Origin of the sequence: Mycobacterium sp. 23 (genome assembly GCF_048287075.1) — a bacterium.
GTDB classification, from domain to species: domain Bacteria; phylum Actinomycetota; class Actinomycetes; order Mycobacteriales; family Mycobacteriaceae; genus Mycobacterium; species Mycobacterium gordonae_B.
In genome coordinates this window covers 5543050-5565122 of record NZ_JBLVUX010000005.1, presented here as the reverse complement: position 1 = coordinate 5565122, position 22073 = coordinate 5543050, and the positions used below count along the sequence as shown (strand labels likewise).

At 67.3% G+C, this 22073-nt stretch carries 14 protein-coding genes and 1 riboswitch; of the genes, 9 read left to right on the top strand and 5 right to left on the bottom strand.

Translation table 11 applies throughout. The features are described from left to right. Positions 1 to 58 precede the first annotated feature (58 nt). The gene (locus tag ACNQS7_RS26945) at positions 59 to 1783 is read right to left on the bottom strand and encodes a nitric oxide reductase activation protein NorD (RefSeq protein WP_418014944.1); all 1725 of its coding nucleotides are present in this window, start codon (positions 1781 to 1783) and stop codon (positions 59 to 61) included. A gap of 114 nt (positions 1784 to 1897) precedes the next feature. On the opposite strand from ACNQS7_RS26945, the gene ACNQS7_RS26940 reads away from it, so the two are divergent. The 5 genes from ACNQS7_RS26940 to metE all read left to right on the top strand — a co-directional run bounded on the left by ACNQS7_RS26940 (position 1898) and on the right by metE (position 8919). Next, complete coding sequence (locus tag ACNQS7_RS26940; RefSeq protein ID WP_418014943.1) at positions 1898 to 3052, top strand: acyl-CoA dehydrogenase family protein; 1155 nt, start codon at positions 1898 to 1900, stop codon at positions 3050 to 3052. Then, positions 3049 to 4134 (top strand): acyl-CoA dehydrogenase family protein, encoded by a 1086-nt coding sequence (locus tag ACNQS7_RS26935; RefSeq protein WP_418014942.1) that lies wholly within the window; start codon positions 3049 to 3051, stop codon positions 4132 to 4134. The genes ACNQS7_RS26940 and ACNQS7_RS26935 overlap by 4 nt, the downstream gene beginning before the upstream one ends. A gap of 161 nt (positions 4135 to 4295) precedes the next feature. Next, positions 4296 to 5558, top strand: coding sequence for a TetR/AcrR family transcriptional regulator (locus ACNQS7_RS26930; protein WP_418014941.1), 1263 nt, complete (start codon positions 4296 to 4298; stop codon positions 5556 to 5558). 18 nt (positions 5559 to 5576) lie between these two features. Continuing rightward, positions 5577 to 6224, top strand: a complete 648-nt coding sequence (locus ACNQS7_RS26925; protein ID WP_418014940.1) for an SDR family oxidoreductase — start codon at positions 5577 to 5579, stop codon at positions 6222 to 6224. 52 nt (positions 6225 to 6276) lie between these two features. Continuing rightward, a riboswitch (cobalamin riboswitch) is annotated at positions 6277 to 6490 on the top strand. Between the two features lie 146 nt (positions 6491 to 6636). Further along, complete coding sequence (metE, locus tag ACNQS7_RS26920; protein ID WP_418014939.1) at positions 6637 to 8919, top strand: 5-methyltetrahydropteroyltriglutamate--homocysteine S-methyltransferase; 2283 nt, start codon at positions 6637 to 6639, stop codon at positions 8917 to 8919. Between the two features lie 66 nt (positions 8920 to 8985). Here metE and ACNQS7_RS26915 read toward each other — a convergent pair whose 3' ends face one another. Beyond that, positions 8986 to 10713 carry a DUF3556 domain-containing protein gene (locus ACNQS7_RS26915; RefSeq protein ID WP_418014938.1) on the bottom strand — a complete coding sequence of 576 codons (1728 nt, stop codon included), beginning with the start codon at positions 10711 to 10713 and terminating at the stop codon, positions 8986 to 8988. Between the two features lie 115 nt (positions 10714 to 10828). On the opposite strand from ACNQS7_RS26915, the gene ACNQS7_RS26910 reads away from it, so the two are divergent. The 3 genes from ACNQS7_RS26910 (at position 10829) to ACNQS7_RS26900 (ending at position 14075) form a co-directional block, all read left to right on the top strand. Further along, positions 10829 to 11050, top strand: coding sequence for a hypothetical protein (locus ACNQS7_RS26910; protein ID WP_418014937.1), 222 nt, complete (start codon positions 10829 to 10831; stop codon positions 11048 to 11050). Between the two features lie 15 nt (positions 11051 to 11065). Then, on the top strand, positions 11066 to 12571 hold the full coding sequence (gene prpD / locus ACNQS7_RS26905) for a 2-methylcitrate dehydratase PrpD (protein ID WP_418014936.1): 1506 nt from the start codon (positions 11066 to 11068) through the stop codon (positions 12569 to 12571). Positions 12572 to 12722: 151 nt separating this feature from the next. Beyond that, positions 12723 to 14075, top strand: a complete 1353-nt coding sequence (locus ACNQS7_RS26900) for a flavin monoamine oxidase family protein (RefSeq protein ID WP_418014935.1) — start codon at positions 12723 to 12725, stop codon at positions 14073 to 14075. Here ACNQS7_RS26900 and ACNQS7_RS26895 read toward each other — a convergent pair. The 3 genes from ACNQS7_RS26895 to ACNQS7_RS26885 all read right to left on the bottom strand — a co-directional run bounded on the left by ACNQS7_RS26895 (position 14072) and on the right by ACNQS7_RS26885 (position 18347). After that, entirely contained in the window at positions 14072 to 15262 is a 1191-nt protein-coding gene (locus ACNQS7_RS26895) for a PPE family protein (RefSeq protein WP_418014934.1), read from the bottom strand. The genes ACNQS7_RS26900 and ACNQS7_RS26895 overlap by 4 nt on opposite strands. Before the next feature lie 100 nt (positions 15263 to 15362). After that, positions 15363 to 16595, bottom strand: coding sequence for a PE family protein (locus tag ACNQS7_RS26890; RefSeq protein ID WP_418014933.1), 1233 nt, complete (start codon positions 16593 to 16595; stop codon positions 15363 to 15365). A gap of 24 nt (positions 16596 to 16619) precedes the next feature. Beyond that, positions 16620 to 18347: a PPE domain-containing protein gene (locus ACNQS7_RS26885; protein ID WP_418014932.1), complete on the bottom strand. Its 1728-nt coding sequence runs from the start codon at positions 18345 to 18347 to the stop codon at positions 16620 to 16622. 405 nt (positions 18348 to 18752) lie between these two features. Here ACNQS7_RS26885 and ACNQS7_RS26880 point away from each other — a divergent pair, with 405 nt between their 5' ends. Beyond that, positions 18753 to 22010 (top strand): LuxR family transcriptional regulator, encoded by a 3258-nt coding sequence (locus ACNQS7_RS26880; protein ID WP_418014931.1) that lies wholly within the window; start codon positions 18753 to 18755, stop codon positions 22008 to 22010. Positions 22011 to 22073: the final 63 nt, after the last annotated feature.

Genomic DNA, 22073 nt, shown 5'->3' with positions numbered 1-22073 from the left:
GTGCGAAATCGTGGGCCATGACCTCCCTGCTGCCTTCCTTTCTGTGATTGCCCGGAGACTATCCGGAACAGATGTTTGTTTTCAAGGGTGACGAAGCGGCCGTTGGCTTTCGGCGCACCTCCGCCGAGCGCAGGGCGGACCGGAACAGTGGGCCGACGACACCGCCGAGCTGGTCGGGGCGGGCGATCAACGCGTGTGCGGTGCTGCCGAACACCCGGCGCAGGGATGGCACATCGGTTCCGGCTCCGATCGTCAGGCACACACAGCCGGTGCCCCGGCGGCGGGCCTCGGTCAGCGCGCGGCGGGCATCCGCGGCACCGTAAGGCCGCTCGTATCCGTGGTCGTAGGCCAGGCCGTCCGACAGCACCACCAACAACCGCCGCGCGGTACCGCCTTGAGACTCCAAGACCGTCGAACCGTGGCGGATGGCGGCGCCCAGCCGCGAGTACGCACCCGGTTCCAGACTGTTCAGCCGCCTGATGACCCGAGCGTCGAGGTGATCGTCGAAACGCTTGACGGGGATCATGCTGACCGCTCCCCTGCCCTGCGAGTAGTACGCGTAGAGGGCCAGCCGGTCGCCCAGATCATGCAGCGCCACAGCGAGATTGGCGACGGCAGCGCGCTGTTGCTCGTGCACCGTGCGTCCCGCAGTTCCCGGCTCGGCCGCCGACCCCGACACGTCGAGCAGCAGCAGCACCGACAGGTCCCGCCGTCTGCGCAGGCTGTCGAGATACACCGCCTCGTCGGTTACCGCCCCGGCCAGGACGTCGACGCGCGCTTCGACGGCGGCGTCGATGTCGATGTCGTCGCCCTGGGACTGGCGGTGACGACGGTGCAGCCCCATGCCCAGCCGCGACAACGGGCGTCGCACGCCGATCGCCGCGTCGATCTCCTGGGTTGCCGTCGGGTCGATCGTGGGCTCGACCTCCCGCACGGTGCACCATGCGGAGCGGTAGCGCTTGCGGGTGACGTCCCATTCCGGGTACCGAACGCCGTCCGATTGAGCGGCCCGGTCGTCGGTTTCCTCGCTCGAGGTTGCGGCCAGCGATGTTAGGGCGCGCAAACCCCTTCTGCCGGACTCTGTTCGGTGCGTCGGGCTGTCCGACCCGGGCGGGCCGGCGCCGCTGCCGGTCTTGCGCGCCGACGAAAGCATCTTCTTCAGCCACTTGCCGATGAAGCCGCCTCCACCCACTGGGCTGGTGAACAGATCCGGATCGTCGGAGTCGTCCGTCTCACCGTCATCGAGCTCGTCCAGTTGGCGCGCCCTGTCACTTCGCGGAACATGTTGTGGCGCAGCCGGATCCTGTTGTGCGGCCACCCAAGCGTGGATGGCCAGTACCTTCGACGGGCGGATCACGCCGAATGCCGCCTGCTCATCGATCGCCTCCCGTCCGCCGGCCATTCTCAGCGACCGTTGCGGCGAGTCGCTGCGGCCCGCGATCTCGCGACTTCCCAGCGCCATCAAGGGGCGCGGAAGCAGATCGGCATTGGCGACCACGGCGCGGTGACCCTCGATCGCCAGATAGCGCCTGGCCAATCGACCATGCCGGACCAGGGACCGCATCACGTCCGGATCCAGGCTGCCCGCGGCGATCAGCGAGGCCTGCACCGCCACCGCCTCCAACCGGGCCCGGGCTGCGATGGAGCCGTCCACATAAATCGTCTGACCGTCCGTCCAGGCAGATTGGCCGGGTGGCAGCTGCGCCACCGCAACGGTTTTGCCCGCCAGTGCGGAAGCCACCAGGTCCGGCGACTGCGGCCGGTCGGCCCGAACGTCGTCCACACCCACCTCCGAACGACCCGCCTACCCCGGATTGACCAAATATCTGTTCCAACGTAAAGTCCGGTTCAGGCGCAGTCAATCAAGCTCAGACCAATACGGGGTTCGAACGCAGACGTGGACTTCTCATACCCGGCCGAGGTGGAGCGGTTCCGTGCTGAACTGCGGGCCTGGCTGTCGGCGAATCTGACCGGGGAACTGATTGCCGCCCGGCGACCCTCCGGCCGCGACGACAGCGCCTTCGACAAGCTGCGCGCGTGGAACGCGACCATGGCCGACGCGGGCTGGGCAGCCGTGTCCTGGCCGGTCGAGTACGGCGGCCGTGGCGCCGGGGTGCTCGAACAGCTCGTCTACACCGAGGAAACCACACGCGCCCGGGCGCCGTTGCCACTCAACGTGATCGGGATGAACAACATCGCGCCGGCGATCATGCAGTACGGCACCGAAACGCAGAAGAAGACCCTGCTGCCCCGAATGATGCGCGCCGACGACATCTGGTGCCAGGGCATGTCCGAACCCGAGGCCGGATCGGACCTGGCCGCCCTGCGCACCAGAGCGGTGCGCGACGGCGACGACTTCGTCGTCTCCGGGCAGAAGATCTGGACCTCGCTGGGCCACAAGGCGAAATGGTGTCAGCTGTATGTCCGCACCGACCCGGACGCACCCAAACACAAGGGCATCTCCTGTCTGATCGTGGACATGACCCTGCCCGGCATCGAGGCGCGCCCGCTCGTGACGCTCAACGGCGACCGCGATTTCGCCGAGGTCTTCTTCCATGAGGTGCGGGTACCGGCCGACGCGCTACTCGGCCCGCTCAACGCCGGCTGGCAGGTCGCCACGACGACGCTCAGCCACGAACGCGCCGGGGCGGCAAGGCTGTACGCGGAGCTGGAACTGCGCCTGGACGAACTCGTGGCCGACCTGGCGCTTGCCGGGGACGCCCTGAGCGATCCGGTGGTGCTGCGGCGTCTGGGCGAGGTCGCGGTCCGCATCAAGTATCTCGAAGTGCTCTGCCAGCGGTCGATTTCGGCCGCGCTGCACGGTGGCCCGGAGATCACGGCGTTCGGGTCGGCCAGCCTGGCCAAGACGGTGTGGGGCGAGATCGGCCAGGAACTCGCCGCATTGGCGTTCGACGTGCTCGGTACTGAAGGCGCGCACGGCCGCTGGAGTGATTACCGCTTGACCTCGCGGTCGCTGACCATCGCGGGCGGCACCACCCAGATCACCAAGAACATCACCGCGCAGCGGGTACTGGGGTTGCCGCGCAAATGAACCTCGAACTGGACGGAGAACAGGTCGCGCTGCGGGACACGGTGCGGCAGTATCTCGCTGAGCGGGCGTCTGTTACGGGCCACGTGCGTCCGCTGCTCGACGATCCGACGGGAACCACGCCGGCGGTGTGGCAGGGCCTGGCCGAGCTGGGCGCGACCGGTGTGCTGGTGCCGGCGGAGTTCGGCGGCACGGGCATGACGATGGTCGAAGCGGGCATCGTCGCCGAGGAGCTCGGTGCCGCCCTGCATCCGGGGCCGTGGTTGTCGACTGCCGTGGCGGCCACGCGGGTGCTGGCCGCGGTCGGTGGCCGGGCGGCCGGCGACCTGTTGACCGGAATCGCCGACGGCACCACCGTCGTGACGGTGCTGGGGCTGGGCGAGCAGACGCAAAATCCCCGCGTTTCGGCACGAAACGGGGGCTTTTGCGTCTGCTCGGCACCGCTGGCCGCGCCCGACGCGGCGGCGGCCGATGTGCTGTTGGTCCTCGACAGCTCGGCGCTCTTCGCCGTGGAGTCCGCCGCGGCCGGCGTCTCAGTGACGGCCGAGCGCGGTATCGACCAGACCCGCAAGCAGTTTCGGGTCGAGCTCGACGATGCGAGCGCGCAGCGACTGGGCACGCTGTCGGCCGACGACGTCGAAGCCGTCACCGACGACGTGCTCATCGCCGCGGCCGCCGACGCGCTGGGCGCTGCCCGCGCGGTCATGCAGATGGCCATCGAATACGCCAAGGCGCGAACCCAATTCGGGGCGCCTATCGGATCCTTCCAGGCGATCCAGCACCTGTGCGTCGACATGTTCGAGACGGTCGAGTTGGCACGCAGCGGCGTGATCCACGCGCTGTGGGCGGCCGAGAACTCGCCTGCCGAACGGCATCTCGCCGCCATTCGGGCCAAGGCCTTCGCCGGGCGGCTGGCTTCGGTCGGCGATACCGCCATTCAGGTGTTCGGAGGTATCGGCTACACCTGGGAGCACGACGCCCACCTCTATCTCAAGCGCTTGCTGAGCTGGAGCGCGTTCGGCGGAGGGTCGGACCGCTATCTCATCGAAGTCGGTGCCCGCCTCGCCGCCAAAGGGCCGGGGTGATCGCGCCCAGCCGTCGTCTACGATGGGTTCGTCCTCCACCGATGGCCTCTCAGCAGCACGTTTGCTCCGGCAAGTCTGATAGCCTCTACCAAAGATTTGGTTCAGCAGGAGGACGAGTTGCGCAGGTTGCCGGCACCGCGGTCCTTCGCTCCCCGCCGGCCATGACCGACAGCGCAGTCGAAGCCGGAACGCGCCGGGCCGAGATCCTCGAGACCGCCGCGTCGCTGATCGCCTCGTCGGGCCTGCGGACCTCGCTGCAGGAGATCGCAGACGCGGCGGGCATCCTCCCGGGCAGCCTGTACCACCATTTCGAATCCAAAGAAGCGATCCTGGTGGAACTCATCCGCCGCTACCAGGCCGACCTGGCGCGCATCGGACAGGACGCCCAGGCGAAGCTGGACGAGCCGGACTCGCGGCCTCCTGCGGAGAAGATCATCGAGCTGGGATCGGCGATCGCCAAATGCGCGGTGCGGCATCGGGCCGCCCTACAGATGTCGTTCTACGAAGGCCCGAGCGCCGATCCGGAACTGATGAAGTTGACGCAGCAGCGGCCCACCGCGATTCAGGAGGCGATGCTGCAAACGCTGCGCGCGGCCCGGTGGAGCGGCTACATCAAGGCCGACATCGATCTCCCGACGCTGGCCGACCGGATCTGCCAGACCATGCTGCAGGTCGGGCTCGACGTCATTCGGCACAATTCCTCCGCCGACCAGGTGGCCGCCCTGATGTGCCGAATCACGTTGCAGGGATTGGCCTCTCAGCCACCCAGTGACGGGACGCTGGACCGGTCGAAGGCGTTCGCCGCGGCCGGCGACGTCATTGCGTCCTGGGCCGACGACAGCGAAGCCGATCCCAGCGACAAGGCGGCCCATCTGCGGGCGGTGGCGCGGGCAGAGTTCGGCCGCAAAGGCTATGAAGTCACCACGATCAGGGATATCGCGTCGGCAGCAGGCCTGGGAACGGGCACCGTGTATCGCGTCATCGGATCCAAAGACGAACTCCTGGCGTCGATCATGCGCTCGTTCGGCCAGAAGGTCGAAGCCGGCTGGATGGACGTGCTCCGCTCCGAGGCGACCCCGATCGAGAAGCTGGACGCGCTGAGTTGGGTCAACGTCAATGCGCTGGACCAGTTCTCGGATGAATTCCGGATCCAGCTCGCCTGGATGCGCCAGTCGCCGCCGAACACCGCCAACCCGGGCTGGTTGTACACCACTCGGCTGCGGCAGATGAAATCGCTTCTGTCCGAAGGTATCCGGTCCTCAGAAATTCGGATCGAGGCGCCTAGCATCACCATGCTGGCGCGCAGCGTCATCGGGATGCAGTGGATACCGGAGAACATCCTGCGCGCGGTAGGCACCCGGTCGTCGCTCATCCTGGCTCGTGACACCGTCCTGCGCGGTGTTGCCATTCGCGCCGGACAGTAGCCGGAGTAGCGTCGAAACATGGCGCACATCATTGTCATCGGCGGCCACGGCAAGGTCGCGCTGCATCTGGCCCGGATCTTGACCGGACGTGGTGACCAGGTGAGCTCGGTGTTCCGCAACCCCGACCACACCGACGAGGTAGCGGCCACCGGCGCCAACCCGGTCACCGCCGACATCGAGCACCTCGACACCGGCGCCCTGGCCGACCTGCTGGCCGGGCACGACGCGGTCGTCTTCACCGCCGGAGCCGGCGGCGGCGACCCTTCACGCACCTATGCCGTGGACCGCGACGCGGCGATCCGCGTGATCGACGCCGCGGGCCGGGCCGGTGTCAAGCGGTTCGTGATGGTGTCGTATTTCGGCGCGGGCCCCGGACATGGTGTGTCGCCGGAGAATTCGTTCTTCCCCTACGCCGAGGCCAAGGCCGCGGCGGACGCCCACCTGCGTGCCAGCGAACTCGACTGGACCGTGCTCGGCCCGGGTCGGCTCACCCTCGACCGGGGCACCGGACACATCGCGGTCGGCAAAGCCAAAGGAGAGGTGTCGCGGGAAGACGTGGCGGCAGTCGTCGCGGCCGCTCTCGCCGACGACGCGACCATCCGCCGCACCATCGACTTCAACAACGGCGACGTGCCGATCGCGGACGCTCTGGCGCCCGTGCGGTAACCGCACTCGGCCCGCGGAGTAACCTGATCCTCGCAACTGGTCTGCCGACGCCCTCCAAGCGCCGGCATCGAGCGAGGTCCTAACGCCTCGCGAGAGGGAACCCGGTGAGAATCCGGGACTGTCCCGCAGCGGTATGCAGGAACGACCGCCGTCATTGAATGAATCAAGCACTGGTCCGCATCGGACTGGGAAGCGACGGCCAGTAGGTGCACCTTCTCGGTGCGCGCCTGTGAGTCCGAAGACCTGCCAGGTGTGCCGGGCGCGCCGCGCCCGGCGGCACATCGCCTCGTGGAATGGGCGTTTGGCCAGCCAGCCGTGGTGGTACGCGGGCTCTGAGAGCACCAGCGCATCGCCCCGACTGTCGGCTGCGCGTCCGCGGGCGGTGACCATACCGTCGAATGAAGGACCGCTCGTGACCGCTCAAGCCCGTTTTCCGAAGTTCACCGCCACCATCACCGGTTCCCCCCGCATCGGCCCGCGCCGCGAACTCAAGCGCGCGACCGAGGGTTACTGGGCCGGCCGCACCAGTCGCTCCGACCTGGAGTCCACCGCGGCCAAGCTGCGCCGCGACACCTGGTCGCAACTGGCCGCCACCGGCCTCGACTCGGTGCCGGTCAACACTTTCTCCTACTACGACCAGATGCTGGACACCGCGGTGTTGCTCGGCGCGCTGCCCGGGCGGGTTGGCGGCATCGCCGACGAACTGGACCGCTACTTCGCCGCCGCGCGCGGTACCGACGAAGTCGCCCCGCTGGAAATGACGAAGTGGTTCGACACCAACTACCACTACCTCGTTCCGGAGATCGGTCCCTCGACCCAGTTTTCGCTGCACCCGGACAAGGTGCTCTCCGAGCTGAAAGAGGCTCAGGGGCAAGGTATCCCGGCGCGCCCCGTGGTCATCGGACCCGTCACCTTCCTGCTGCTGAGCAAGGCGGTGGACGGCGCGGGCGCACCGATCGAGCGACTACAGGAGCTGATGCCGATCTATTCCGAACTGCTGTCACTGCTCGCGGACAGTGGGGCCCACTGGGTGCAGCTCGACGAGCCGGCGTTGGTCACCGACATCTCCCCCGACGCGCCCGCGCTGGCCGAGGCGGTCTACAACGCGCTGGGCGCGGTGGCGAACCGCCCTGGCATCCACGTCGCCACCTACTTCGGCGACCCGGGTGCGGCGTTGGCGGGGCTGGCCCGCACCCCGGTCGAAGCGATCGGGGTCGACCTGGTCTACGGCCCCGACACAGCGGTGGCTGCGGTTCCCGAGCTGGCCGGCAAGACACTGGTGGCCGGGATCGTCGACGGTCGCAACATCTGGCGCACCGATCTGCAGGCGGCGCTGGGCAAACTGGCCGCCCTGATGGGACCCGCCGGGGCGGTGGCTGTTTCGACGTCGTGCTCAACGCTGCACGTGCCGTACTCGCTGGAGCCCGAGGCCGATCTGGACGACAACCTGCGCAGTTGGCTGGCGTTCGGGGCGGAGAAGGTGCGCGAGGTGGTCGTGCTCGCCCGCGCGCTGCGGGACGGTCGTGACGCCGTCGCCGAGGAGATCGCGGCCTCCAACGCCGCGCTGGCGTCGCGCAAACAGGACCCGCGCCTGCACAACGACCAGGTCCGCGCCCGAATCCGGTCGATCGTGGCCTCCGGCGTCCACCGCGGCGATCCCGCAGAGCGTCGCGCCAGCCAGGAGGAGCGCCTCGGGCTGCCAGTGTTACCGACCACGACGATCGGTTCCTACCCGCAGACCTCGGCCATCCGCGTCGCGCGGGCCGCATTGCGCTCCGGGGAGATCGACCAGGCCGAATACGAGCGGCGGATGAAGAAGGAGATCGCCGGCGTCATCAAGCTGCAGGAGCAGCTGGGCATCGACGTGTTGGTGCACGGTGAGCCTGAGCGCAACGACATGGTGCAGTACTTCGCCGAGCAGCTGGAGGGCTTCTTCGCCACTCACAACGGCTGGGTCCAGTCCTACGGAAGCCGCTGTGTACGTCCGCCGATCCTGTTCGGCGATGTGGCTCGCACCCATCCGATGACGGTCGACTGGATCACCTACGCGCAGTCGCTCACCGACAAACCGGTCAAGGGCATGCTGACCGGGCCGGTCACGATCCTGGCGTGGTCGTTCGTGCGCGACGACCAGCCGTTGGCCGACACCGCCAACCAGGTGGCGCTGGCGATCCGGGACGAGACGGTGGACTTGCAGTCCGCAGGGATCGCCGTGATCCAGGTCGACGAGCCGGCGCTGCGGGAGCTGCTGCCGCTGCGGCGTGCCGACCAGGACGAGTATTTGTCCTGGGCCGTCGGGGCTTTCCGGCTGGCCACCTCCGGTGTGGCCGACTCGACCCAGATCCACACCCACCTGTGCTACTCGGAGTTCGGCGAGGTGATCGGCGCGATCGCCGATCTGGACGCCGACGTCACGTCCATCGAGGCGGCCCGCTCGCACATGGAGGTGCTCGACGACCTCAACGCGATCGGCTTCTCCAACAGCGTGGGCCCGGGCGTCTACGACATCCACTCCCCGCGGGTGCCCAGTACCGAGGAGATGGCCGCGTCTCTCAGATCCGCGCTGAAAGCCGTTCCCGCTGAGAGGCTTTGGGTGAACCCGGACTGCGGCCTGAAGACGCGCGACGTCGAGGAGGTGACCGCTTCGCTGCGCAACATGGTGGCCGCGGCGCGCGAGGTACGCGCCGGGGCCTAGCCCCGCGAGCAGACGCAAAATCGCGTTCCGCGGCCGCGAAACATGCGATTTTGCGTCTGCTCGCCCCTAATCCTCCACCACGACGGGGACGTCGTCGGCCCAGGGCTGCCGGGTCACCATGTCGGCCACCCGGACATATCCGTGCTCGAATTCGCCTGTGGCGGCATCCACCAACCGGTACCGCTGAATCTGCCGATGGATGGGTTGCGCATCCAGCAGGACCACCCGCACCTCGCCCGGCTCGAATCGGCAACGCCGTTGCATCGCGGCGATCAGCTGCTCGTTGTGCATGTGGCCGTCACCGAAGTTCCAGCCGATCGCGGTGCTGCAGATGCGTTCTCCGTCGGTGATGACGTAGTCGTCCTCGTTCTGTCCGGCCATCGCGCGATGGGCCAAGGTGAACAGTGCCCGGCCGTGCGTGTTCATGGCGCGGAACGCGTATCCCAGGTACATCGGGATCTCGGCCCGGTCCTTGCCGTAGAACCGCTCCAGCTGGGCCTGCGGCATGCTGGCGATCGCCACGATGCCCCGGGCGATCTTCTCGCTCGCCGACGGCTTGATGCACCACAGCGTCGTGTCCCAGTTGCCCGCGTAATAGCGCATGCCCGGCAGGAACGAGATCTTGCGCGGGAACATGTTGCCCAAAATCACGGTGCCCACCAGCAGGGTGAACAGAATCGCCACCGGCGCAAGGTTTTTGACGTCCCTGATGCCCAGCTGAGCATGCCCGACGAACAACGAGAACACCCCGAAGATCATGAACACGTTCCACTCCAGCGGAACCCCCATCGGGATCGCCGTCAGGATGCCCAGGTGGAAGCACACCATGACGATCGCGGCCACCGTGGTGGGCCATCCGCCGTGCGAGAAGAAAAGCGCCAACGGCACGAACATCTCGATGAACGTGCTGATGTGAGCGAACATCCGCGATAACAGTCCGGGCCGCAGGTCATCGGGGAATTTCTCGAAGAACATACGTTTGATGAAGCGCGGCCGGAACAGCGGATTGTTGGACATCATCGTCGAGATCACGAACGGGAAGTGTTTGTTGAGTTTGGACGTCGCCGCGCCCATCCAGATCACCAGGAACACCAGTTTGGCCGCGACGATCATGTCTGGGGCGTTCCAGCCGCCGAACAGGAACGTCACGGTGAGCGACCCGTAGACCTCACCGCGAGCGGCCAGGAAGATCACCTTGTCCCGCAACCCCGCGGCGCCGAGCACCAACAGGATCGTCACGATCTGCCACATCGGCAGTACTCCGACGCGTGTGCCCAGCGCCGGTATCGGCCCCGTTCCGTCGGTGAACAGCGCGGTCACCAGCAGCACCAGCAGCAGGGCATAGAGCGCGACGTCGACCGGCTTGCGTTTGGTGCCGAAAGTCAGCGGGACGCGATCCGGCCAGGGTGGCAGCCGGATGGTGCCGAACCGCAGCCAGTAGAGGATCGAACCCATCGGCGGGAAGAACCGGTTGTTAAGCGGCCCGAACCCACAACCCAGCCCGACCACCTCGAACAACATCGTGTACAACACGACCTTCTCGAACACGATCGGCTCGGCGTACCAGGCCCGGACGTTGGTGAATCCGTCAATTCCTTTGGTGCTCAGCACAATCAGCCAGGCAACCAGAATGTAAAGCAGGATCTTGACGACGTAGAACAGGTGCATCACCACTGGCGTGCCGAAGCCCACCTCGGCCCAATGGCGGGCCATCGGGCGGATCTTCTCGCTGCGGGTGCCCTTGCTCCATTCGGCGATGTCAACCTCGGGCAGCTGGGGCTTGAGAAATCCCATAATTTGACAGATTAGAACGTGTTCTAGGCGGATGCCCAGCCCGGCCCACCGAATCCTTGGTCAGCCGCTGTGGCGGGCGATACCGTGAGGTACAGGTGGCGAAGGGAGTGGGAGCATGCATAGACCCCGGTACCTAAGATGGGCGGTCGCGGGGGCAGCGGTACCAATCGCATTCGTCCTCGGCAGCGGGCCGGCACAGGCGCAGGCGCCGTCCCCGGGTGACTCGTGCACCGTGCTGCACACGACCACCCAGGACGCCGAAGGCAAGACGATGTGGTGCAACCCGACGATGACGGGCAGCCACAGCCTGGTGTGGCAGTACGGCGGACCGGGCTAGGGCTGACTCCGGCCTGTGCGCCTTCATAACGTTCGTGCCCGACGCAGCAACGAACATTTTCCCCGCGGTGAGCACCTCGCGTGGAAGATCGCCGAGGTAGCCGCGGACCCGGTGGCGGTGCCCGCCGAAACCGAATCCATGGTGATCAACCGGATCATCGACAACGCGGCGGTATCGGCGGCTGCGGTGATCCGGCGTCCCCCGACCACTGCACGCATCCAGGCTATCGCTCACCCACGCCCGACCGGCGCGAAAGTGTTCGGCGTCGAGGGCGACTACTCACCGGAATGGGCAGCCTGGGCCAATGGCGTGGCTGTGCGCGAACTGGACTTTCACGACACGTTCCTGGCAGCCGATTATGCCCACCCCGGAGACAACATCCCACCCCTGGTGGCCGTCGCTCAACATCTTCGGGTGAGCGGCGCGGATCTGATCCGCGGCGTGGCCACCGCGTACGAGATACAGATCGCCCTGGTGAAGGGAATCTGCCTGCACGAGCACAAGATTGACCACGTTGCGCACCTGGGTCCGGCGGCGGCCGCGGGCCTGGGAACCATGCTGCGGCTCGACCGGGACACCATCTACTCGGCGATCGGTCAGGCCTTGCACCTGACGACCGCCACCAGGCAATCACGCAAGGGACTGATCTCGAGCTGGAAGGCCTTCGCCCCCGCATGGGCCGGCAAGGTCGCCATCGAGGCCGTCGACCGTGCCATGCGGGGCGAACCGGCACCCGCCCCGATCTGGGAGGGCGAGGACGGAGTCATCGCATGGCTACTGGCCGGCCCGGAGCACACCTATCAGGTGCCGCTTCCCGAAGCGGGCGAGGCCAAGCGCGCCATCCTGGAGAGCTACACCAAGGAACACTCCGCTGAGTACCAAAGCCAGGCGTTGATCGATCTGGCCCGCCGGATGCGCACCAAGATCGGCGATCTGGATCAGGTCGCGTCCGTGGTGCTGCATACCAGTCACCACACCCACAACGTGATCGGGACCGGGTCCAATGACCCGCAGAAGTTCGACCCGGATGCCTCACGCGAAACGCTGGACCACTCGCTGATGTACATTTTCGCCGTCGCGTTGCAGGACGGAACCTGGCACCACGAACGGTCGTACGCGCCGGAGCGGTCGCACCGCACCGACACCGTCGCATTGTGGCGCAAGATCTCCACCGTCGAAGATCCCGAATGGACCAGGCGCTACCACTCCCCCGACCCGGCGCAGAAGGCATTCGGCGCCCGTGCCGAGATCAGGTTGCGGAGTGGCGCGTTGATCGTCGACGAGATCGCTGTCGCCGATGCACATCCGTTGGGAGAAAGGCCCTTTGAACGAGAGCAGTACCTGGCGAAGTTCACCGCGCTGGCCGACGGCGTGATCGATGAAGCCGAACAGCGCCGGTTTCTGTCGGTAGTGGACAATCTCCCGCGCATGACCTCCGGGACGCTCGGCGCGCTCAACCCGCTCGTGAATCCGTCCGTGCTGGATAACGCGCCCGCAGTTCCCCCCGGCATCTTCGGATAGGCGATCGTCGGCAATAGATCTCCGAAAGCTGTTCCAGGACAACGCAAACCAACCCGAATCAACGTCGACTCTTCCGAAACCCGTTACCGCGGTGCCATGATCGGTGTAGCTTGCTGCCTGGGGCGCACAGGGGTCTACGAGGAGCGGGGTCATGACGGATGTCGACTATTGCGTGGTCGGAGCCGGATTCGCGGGACTGACGGCCGCACTGCGCCTGAAGCAGGCCGGTCACTCAGTGGCGCTGCTGGAGGCTCGCGACCGCGTCGGTGGGCGCACGTTCACCGTGACCCGCGACGACGGGGTGTGGATCGACCGCGGCGGGGCATGGATCGGACCGGGCCAGGACCGGATCTATGCGCTGATGCAGGAATTCGGCGTGCCGGAGTACAAGCAGCACAACGACGGTGACGCCATGATGATCGTCGACGGCAAGAAGCGCCGCTACGGCGGCAAGCTGCCGTGGACGATGAGCCCGTGGGCGGTCGCCAACCTGGGCATCGGCCTGATGAGCATCGAGCAGATGTGCAAGACGATTCCACGCGAAGCCCCCTGGGAGGCCGAAGAAGCCGTGGAGTGGGACCGAATGAGTATCGGCGACTGGCTCGAGCGCAACGTGATGTCCAAACCGGCGCGCGAAATGCTGGACATGGTGCTGGGCGGCACCTACACGTCGACGTCGGCGGAAGTGTCGCTGTTGTGGATGTTGCTGCAGATGTCCTCGGCCGGCGGACCCACGTTCGTCATCTCAGGCAAAGGCGGCTCCCAGGACGCCCGCCCGGTCGGTGGGATGGGCGCCATCTACCGCCCGATGGTCGCCGCGTTGGGCGACGCACTGCACTTGTCGCGGCCGGTTCGCACCATCATCCAGGACACCGACGGCGTCACGGTCCAGTCAGACGGGTTCTCGGTGCGCGCCTACCGGGCCATCGTGGCGATCCCGATGGCGATCGCCGATTCCATCGTCTACGAACCCGCACTGCCGGCGGACCGGGCGTTTCTCAACCAGCGCATGCCGAGCGGCGCCGTCATCAAGACCTCGCTGATCTACGACAAACCGTTCTGGCGCGCCGACGGATTGTCCGGTCAATCGGCAGCACCCGGGACGGCCGCCACACTGACCATCGACGCGTGCACCGACACCGGCAGCCCGGGGATCATGTGCGCCATCACCGAGGGGCCCGCCGCCCGCCGGTTGACCGACCTCAGCGAGTCCGACCGCCGGGCAGCCATCATCGGCGAACTCATCGACAGGTTCGGTGAATTGGCACGCACGCCAACGGAATACCACGAACAGAACTGGTCGCTCGAGCGTTACTCCGGCGGAGGGATGATCAGCCACACACCGACCGGTGTTCTCACCGAGTACGGCCGTGCCCTGCGCGCACCCTGCGGCAGGGTGCACTGGGCGGGCACCGAGAGTTCAGCCGTCATGTGCGGCTGGATCGACGGCGCGATCCGCTCCGGTGAGCGCGCCGCCGCCGAAGTGGTTGCAGCGCAGACCTAGCCGACCCCGGTACGCGGAATCACGCTGGGCCGGTTCTGCGTCACGTGCGGACTCGCGCCGCCGCGGCCCATCATCCCGCCCGGCATTCCGGCGCCCGCACCCCCGGCCCCGGCCCCCATCGGCATCGGCATCATCGGCATCCCGCCACCGGTGGGCTTAGAGGCCTGCATGGAGGCCTGCATCGAGGCCTCCGTGGGCAACCCGTGCATCGCCGAGCTCGCCATGCCTTTCGGTGCTGACCCCACCCACGTCGGCGGCACCGACATCGCCCCCACCATGCGCGCCTGGCCCAGGCTGCCGGACATGCCCGCCCCTAGGCCTGCGCCTCCGCCCAGTCCCTTCATCGCCGGAGCGGTGTCCCCGACGAATTTGGTCGCGTCGGCTACACCCGTTGTGGCACCGGCCAATCCCGCGGTGCCGGCGGTCGCCGATTGTCCCGCCTGCATCAGTGGACCGATCATCATGCTGGCCGGCATGGCACCCAGCTGGGCCACCGACGCGATCGACTGGATCGGCAACGCCGAAGCCGCCGACTGCACACCGGCCACCAGCCCCGGCGCCGCTCCGGTGACACTTTGCAGAACCGGGCTGATCGCGGCCGACGCCGTGGTCGCCAGACCGGTGAACTGGGCACCGATATTGGCGGCCAGGCCGGCCAGGTCAACCGGCGGTACAGCGAACGGTGTCAGACTCGCGGCCACCGCCGTCGCACCACCGTGGTAACCGACCATCGCGGCCACATCCTGCGCCCACATCTCCGCGTAATCGAACTCATTGGCCGCGATCGCCGGCGTGTTGAAGCCCAGGAAATTCGTGGCGATCAGCGTCATCAACGACACCCGGTTCGCCGTCACCACCGCCGGGTGCACCGTCGCGGTCAACGCCCCTTCGAACGCCAACGCCGCCGTGCGCGCCAGCCCCGCCGCCGCGTCCGCCTGACCGGCGGCCAGCGTCATCCAGTCCTGGTACGGCAGCGCCGCAGCGGCCATGGATGCCGCCGCGGGGCCCGACCACGGCCCGCCCGTCAGACCGGAGATCACCGAGCTGAAGGACTGGGCCGAGGACGCCAGATCCGCCGCCAATCCGTCCCAGGCTGCCGCCGCCGCATGCAGCGGACCTGGTCCGGCCCCGCTGAAAATCCTCGAAGAGTTGATCTCCGGAGGCAACCACGCAAAGTCTAAAATCATCGCAACCCCAACCCCAGCGAGCCATATCTCATTACTGTCCCCATTTGTCGCCTCGCAAGGCCATGGATTCAGCTGATTTTCAGCAACATCGCAGCCCGTTTCAAGGCAGTACCGGCCCGCCACCGATCGCCTCCGCGAGCTGTTCGGGCAGGAAGGTCAGCAGACCCGGCAGGATGCCGCCGAAGGCTGTACCGAAAAGCGGGATGGTCCCCGTCGTGCCGAAGATCTCGAGTGTGAGCGACGCCGTCCGCGCGGGGGCCAGGATGCCGCCGAGTGGCACGTTGGTCGTCGTCGTCAGATCTCCCAGCGTCACCGAAAGCGGAAGCGTCGCTTGGCCGTTGAGGAATCCGTCCAGCACGGCTGCGGGGGTGTCGAGCAGCGCCGCGCCGGCGCTCAGCACGTTGCCGGTCTGCAGCGCACCGAGCACGGCGTTCGCGCTGTCGCCGAACGCGTTGGCGGTGGTGACGACCGGGCCTATCGCTTCCAGGCCGAGGACCAATGGCAGGCCCACATGCAGGTCGCCGGTGACCAGGTCCAAGGTCTGCGAGGTGTCGGTCAGGGTGGTGATCACGTTGGTGAGGTGTTGCGAGATGTGAGCGGGAACCGAACCGGCGGGGAGCATATCGGTGAGATTCTGCGCCATCTGCCCGGGCAGGCTCAGGATCGGCAAAAGGTCGCCCAGCGTGCCGGTCGGTGTGATGTTGATAAGCAGGGTCGTCGGGTCCTGGCTGGCGGATAGACCCGTCAGGAACAGGTTTCCGAATCCGGTCGCGACGCCGCGGACCGCGCCCGTGACATCGCCCGCCGCGAGCTGCTGCGCGGCGGCCTGCAACGCGGCGGGAAGCGCGCTCACACCGGCGCCGAAATCTTGAGCGGCGTCGGCGAGTGCGGTAAATATCGTTTGCGCATAACCGATTTGCTGACCAAAGGCGGTCTGCGCGAATCCGAGTTGATTGCTGACGAACTGGCGGAGGAACGGCGCCGGATTCGCCGCGACGCCATTCTCCAGCACTTGCAGGTTGGTGGCAGTATTCGCGAAAAGTGTTTGATAAGACGATGACTCGGCGCTCGCGTAAGCGACGCCCGCGCCGTTCAGCGACCCGGCGAAATGCTCGCCGAACGCGTGCGCTCGGGCATGAGCGGCTTGGAAGTCCGCGCCGAAACTGCCGAACGCCGTCGCGACCGCATCCGATATCTCGTCCTGAGCCGCGGCAGCGATCGCGGTGGTCGGGCCGGCCGCGGCAGCGACAGCCTCGGTCAGCGAGGCACGAAGGCCCGCCAGATCGTCGGCCGCACCCTGCAGCAGTTCGGGCACCGCGATCACATACGACATATGAACCCCCCTCGAATGATTGAGTTAATTGAAGAGACCCGACTTCGCGTCGCTCTTGTTGAAGAACCCCGAGTCGTCGTTGCCGGAGTTGCCGATGCCGGAATTGAAGACGTTCGAATTTCCGATGCCGATGTTGTCGAAGCCGGTATTTGCGATGCCCGCCAGGAAGCTTCCGTGATTGTTGATGCCGACGTTGTTGCCGTTGCCGGAGTTTCCGAAGCCGGATTCGAACGCCAGGCCGGTGTTCATGGACCCTGACGTATCGCCGCCGGTGTTGAAGAACCCCGAGGAGTCCAGGCCGCTGGTGCCGAAGCCGGAGCTTTTGACCCCGACCGGCGTGATGACACTGCCGAAACCGGTGTTGAGGTTGCCCGAGTCGAAGCCTCCGGTATTGCTGCGGCCGGCATTGGCCCATCCGGTGTTGATGTCACCGGAATTGAAATCACCGGTGTTCAGCGAGCCGGCGTTCATGCTTCCGGTGTTCTGGAAGCCGGCATTTCCGTAGCCCAGATTCTGCGAGCCGCCGTTCCCCAAGCCCATGTTGTTCGCACCCGCATTGCCGAGCCCGAAGTTGTTGAATCCGGCATTCAGCGCTCCGGTATTCCCCTGGCCCGCGTTACTGAGCCCGGTGTTGAAGCTGCCCGAGTTCTCCTGGCCGAAGCTGTGGTTGCCGGAGTTGAAGATGCCGACGTTGCCGGTGCCCGAGTTGAAGAAGCCGATGTTGCCGGTGCCCGAATTGCCGAAACCGATATTGCCGACGCCCGAGTTCAGCGCACCGATGCCCACCTGGTTGTCCCCGGTGAGGCCGAAGCCGATGTTGTTGTTGCCGGTGTTGCCGAAGCCGAAGTTGTGGTTGCCGGTGTTGGCCAGCCCGACGTTGTCACTGCCGCGATTGCCCAGGCCCATGTTGGCATCGCCGCGGTTGCCGTTGCCGACGTTGGAGCTGCCGAGGTTGCCGTTACCGAAGTTGTCGTTGCCGAGGTTGCCGCTACCGATGTTGCCCTGGCCCGAGTTTCCTGCTCCGGTGTTGTTGAAGCCCGAGTTGCCGCTGCCCACGTTCTGATTGCCCCGGTTGCCGTTGCCGACGTTGCCGCTGCCGGAGTTGCCGCTGCCGAGGTTGGCGTCGCCGAAGTTGCCGTTGCCCACGTTGCCGTTGCCGTGGTTGCCGGCGCCGACGTTCTGGCCGCCGAGGTTGCCGAGTACCGCCTGTATCTGCGCCAGACCGGGCAGGCCCGGCAGCGTCTGCTGCAGCGGCGCAAGCTGCGCGACTGCCGCCGAAGCCCCGCCGTGATAGCCGGCCATCGCAGCCACATCCTGAGCCCACATGTCCTCGTAGGTGGCCTCAGCGGCGGCGATCGCCGGTGCATTCTGGCCGAACAGATTCGAAACCACAAGAGAGACAAAGTGATTGCGAGTGGCCGCGATCATTGCGGGATGGACCGTGGCGGCCAGCGCCGCCTCGAACGCCGAGGCCGCGGCCCGCGCCTGACCTGCGGTGCCCTGAGCTTGGGCCGCCGCTTCCGACAGCCACCCCACATACGGCGCGGCCGAACCGGCCATGGCGGCGGCCGCCGGACCCAGCCATACCTCCCCCGTCAGCCCCGACGCCACCGCTGCGAAGGAGCGCGCCGCCACGTCGAGTTCACCGGCCAGTGCGTCCCATGCCGTCGCTGCCGCCAACGTCGGTCCCGGCCCCGCACCCAGATACATCCGCGCCGAATTGATCTCCGGCGGCAACACCGCGAAATTCATGCCAGTCGTCCCTCCTTGCGGAAGTCAACGATGCGCGGCGGCGGCCAGATGAACGTCGGCCACAAGACGTAAATCCGGCGCCGGAGGGGGTCGTAGGTCGCGTTGGTTGAGGGTCGTACCCGCAGCGCGGCCCACGAGCGTCCGCAAAATGCCGGCCGCGGCGGTGTGTCCCCGGCAACACGCGCGCGCTCGGCGCAGACACCCCCACCCCGCCCCGCGAGCGTCCGCAAAATGCCGGGCGCCACGGCGTGTCCCCGGCAACACGCAGGCGCTCGCGGACCCAAGCACCCCGTGGCCGGATAGCGAACTTTTTGGACTCATGTTGAACCGTTGCCGGCCTGCGTGCGTGACACTGGGAGTCACAGGCACGGCATGAGGTCAGTGTGAATCGGGTTTGACATGTGCGTGAGCGAATTCCTGCCGACGAGAACAGTGACCCTGTTGCTCGCCGAGGACGAGCGCTCGGCGCCGTCATGGGAGTACGTGCCCGAGACGAGGGCGAGCGACCGGGAAGGCGTCCGCGACGCCGTGTCAAACATCATTGCCACGCACGGCGGGGCCGGTCCGGTCAGACCGGACGCCGAAGACGACAGCGCCGACTCTTTCCTGGCCGTTTTCGCCCGGGCCGCCGACGCACTCGCGTGCGCGATCGATTTGCAGCAGGCCCCGTTGGCCCCGATCCAGTTAAGAGTCGCGGTGCACACCGGCGAGGTACATTTCGAAGGCCCGGGCACCTACACGGGACCCGCCGTCGACCGGGCGGCGCGGCTGCGCGATCTGGCACACGGCGGCCAGGTGGTGGTCTCGGGCACCACCCACGACCTTGTTGCCGACCACCTCCCCGAACACGTCTGGCTGGCCGACCTCGGCACCCATCAGTTGCGCGACCTGCCCCGCCCCGAACGCGTGGCGCAGCTGTGCCACCCCGACCTGCGGATCGAGTTCCCACCGTTGCAGGGGTCCAAAAACGCTGCAGCACAGAATTTCCCGGCGCAGTTGACCCGCTTTGTCGGCCGCACTGCCCAGATCAACGACGTACGCAAGTTCCTTGCCGACAACCGGCTGGTCACCCTGGCGGGTACCGGTGGCGTGGGAAAGACCCGCCTGGCGGCGCAGATCGCCGCACAAGCGGCGCCCGAGTGCGGCGGCGGCGTGTGGTTCGTCGATCTGGCGCCGGTGAGCCGGCCCGAGGTGGTGCCGGTGGCGGTGTTGCGGGCCCTGGGATTGCCCGACCAGCCGGGCCGTTCGGCGATCGACACGCTGGTGCGGTTCCTCGGCGACCGGGACGCGCTGGTGGTTCTCGACAATTGCGAGCACCTGACCGATGCCTGCGCCGCGCTGGTCCGCGGGCTGTTGGGCCAGTGCCTGCACCTGACCATCTTGGCCACTAGCCGGGCACCCGTGGGAGTTCCCGGAGAGCTGACCTGGAGGGTGCCGTCGCTGTCGCTCTCCGACGAAGCGATCGACCTGTTCATCGACCGCGCCCGCCTGGCCCGGCCGGACTTCAGCGTCACCCCCTCCGACGTGGCAGCGGTGCAGGATATCTGTGGGCGGCTCGACGGCCTGCCGTTGGGAATCGAGCTTGCGGCGGCGGCCGTGCGGGTGATGTCGCTCAGCGAGATTCTCGACGGGTTGCGCAACCGCTTCCGGCTTCTGACCGAAGGCGGGTCAGCACGGCGCCGCCGCACTTTGGGCGCATCGGTCGACTGGTCGCACGCCCTGCTGACCGAACCCGAGCGAATGTTGTTCCGCCGCTTGGCCGTATTCAGCGGAGGCTTCGACCACGAAGCCGCGCGCACGGTGTGCGCCGACGAAAGTCTGGCGCCGCATCAGGTTTTCGATCAACTCGCCCTGTTGGTGGATAAATCACTGGTGCTGGCCGAAAGCTCTACGGACCGGACACGCTTCCGGATGCTGGAGACGGTGCGGCACTACGCGATGGAAAGGCTGCGCGAATCCGGTGAGGCCGATGCGTTGCGCGCACGCCACCGCGACCACTACGGGCGGATGGCCGCCGCGTTGGACAGCCCCACCGACGGTGCACACCAGCGCCTGATCGAACAGGTGGAGACCGAGATCGACAATCTCCGGGCAGCGTTCGCACATTGCTGCGACCACCGCGAACTCGAGCCCGCGCTGGAACTCACGTCGGCGCTGCAGCCGCTCTGGCTGACGCGCGGGCGCATCCAGGAGGGGCTGGCGTGGTTCGACGCGGTGCTCACCGATCGCAGCGCGCCGTCCGGAATCTCACCGGTGGTGCGCGGACGGGCGCTGGCCGACAGAGCCGCCCTGGACGCGTCGCGCAGCGTTCATGACAACCTCGAGCAGGCGCAGCAGGCGGTGGCCATCGCCCGCGAGATCAAGGATCCGGCGCTGCTGGCCCGCGCGCTGACCTCGTGCGGCGCCGTCAGTTCCTACAGCGCCGACTCGGCCCGCCCGTACCTGTCCGAGGCGATCGGCATCGCCCGCGATCTCGGCGACCGGTGGCGCTTGACGCAGATCCTCACGTGGCAGGCCTACGGCGCGTTCTACGCCGGTGATCCGATCGTCGGCTACGGGGCTTCCGAAGAGGGGCGAGACCTCGCCGAGGAGATCGGCGATCAGTTTCACGCCCGCTCGTGCCGGTGGACGCTGGGTCTGGCGCAGATGATGAAAGGCGCTCTCGCCGAAGCAACCACACAATTCCGCGCAGTCACCGCCGATGCCGATGCGGCGCACGACGTGCTGTTCCGGTGGGGCAGCCGGCTCGCGCTCTGCAACGCCCTGGCGTTCCGCGGTGACACAAGAGCAGCCACCGCCGCAGCCACGGCATCCCTGGCAGCCGCGGCGGACCTCTGGCCGCACAATCAGGGATTCAGCTATGCGGTGCTGGCAACCGCTGCCGTGGCCGCCGGCGATGTCGCGGGCGCGGCCGCGGCCAGTGAGGCGGCCCGGGAACTGCTCAGCGTGCAGGGCGAACTGGCCGGCGCCAATACCAACCCGATGGCCGAAGTGGCCCTGGCGCGCGGCGATCTCATCACCGCGGGCCGCTGGGCCGACCAGGAGGTCGCGGCGTCGTCGGGTTGGCATCTGGCGCGGGCACTGACGACGCGCGCCCGCATCGCGATCGCCAAGCACGAGCCGGATCAGGCCGAACGGGATGCCCACAAAGCACTCGCCTGCGCCGCCGAACACGGCGCGCACCTGGCCGTGCCGGACATCCTCGAATGCCTGGGCCGGCTGGCCGCGGACGGCCTGGGCCACCGGGATGCGGCGCGACTGTTAGCCGCGGCCAACCAGATTCGCCGCGACCTGGGTTGCGTCCGGTTCAAGGTCTACGACGCCGACTACCACAACATCGTCGCGCAGTTACGGGAAGCTCTGGGCGACAGCGTATTTGACGAAGCGTGGCGGGAAGGCGAAGGCCTGTCCCTCGACGAGGCCGTCGCCTACGTGCGGCGCGGACGCGGTGAACGCAAGCGCCCGGCCAGCGGCTGGGCGGCACTGACTCCCACCGAGCGCGATGTCGTCCGCCTCGTCGCGGAGGGGCTGGCCAACAACGAAATCGCGGCCCGGCTGTTCGTTTCCCGGCGGACGGTGCAAACCCACCTCACGCACGTATACGCCAAGCTCGGTATCAGTTCCCGGGTGCAACTCGCCCATGAAGGTGTCTCCCACAGCTGAGGCCGATATACGACCCCTCAGCCGACCGATCTACGTCCTCTGACCGACGTTCCGCACCGCAGC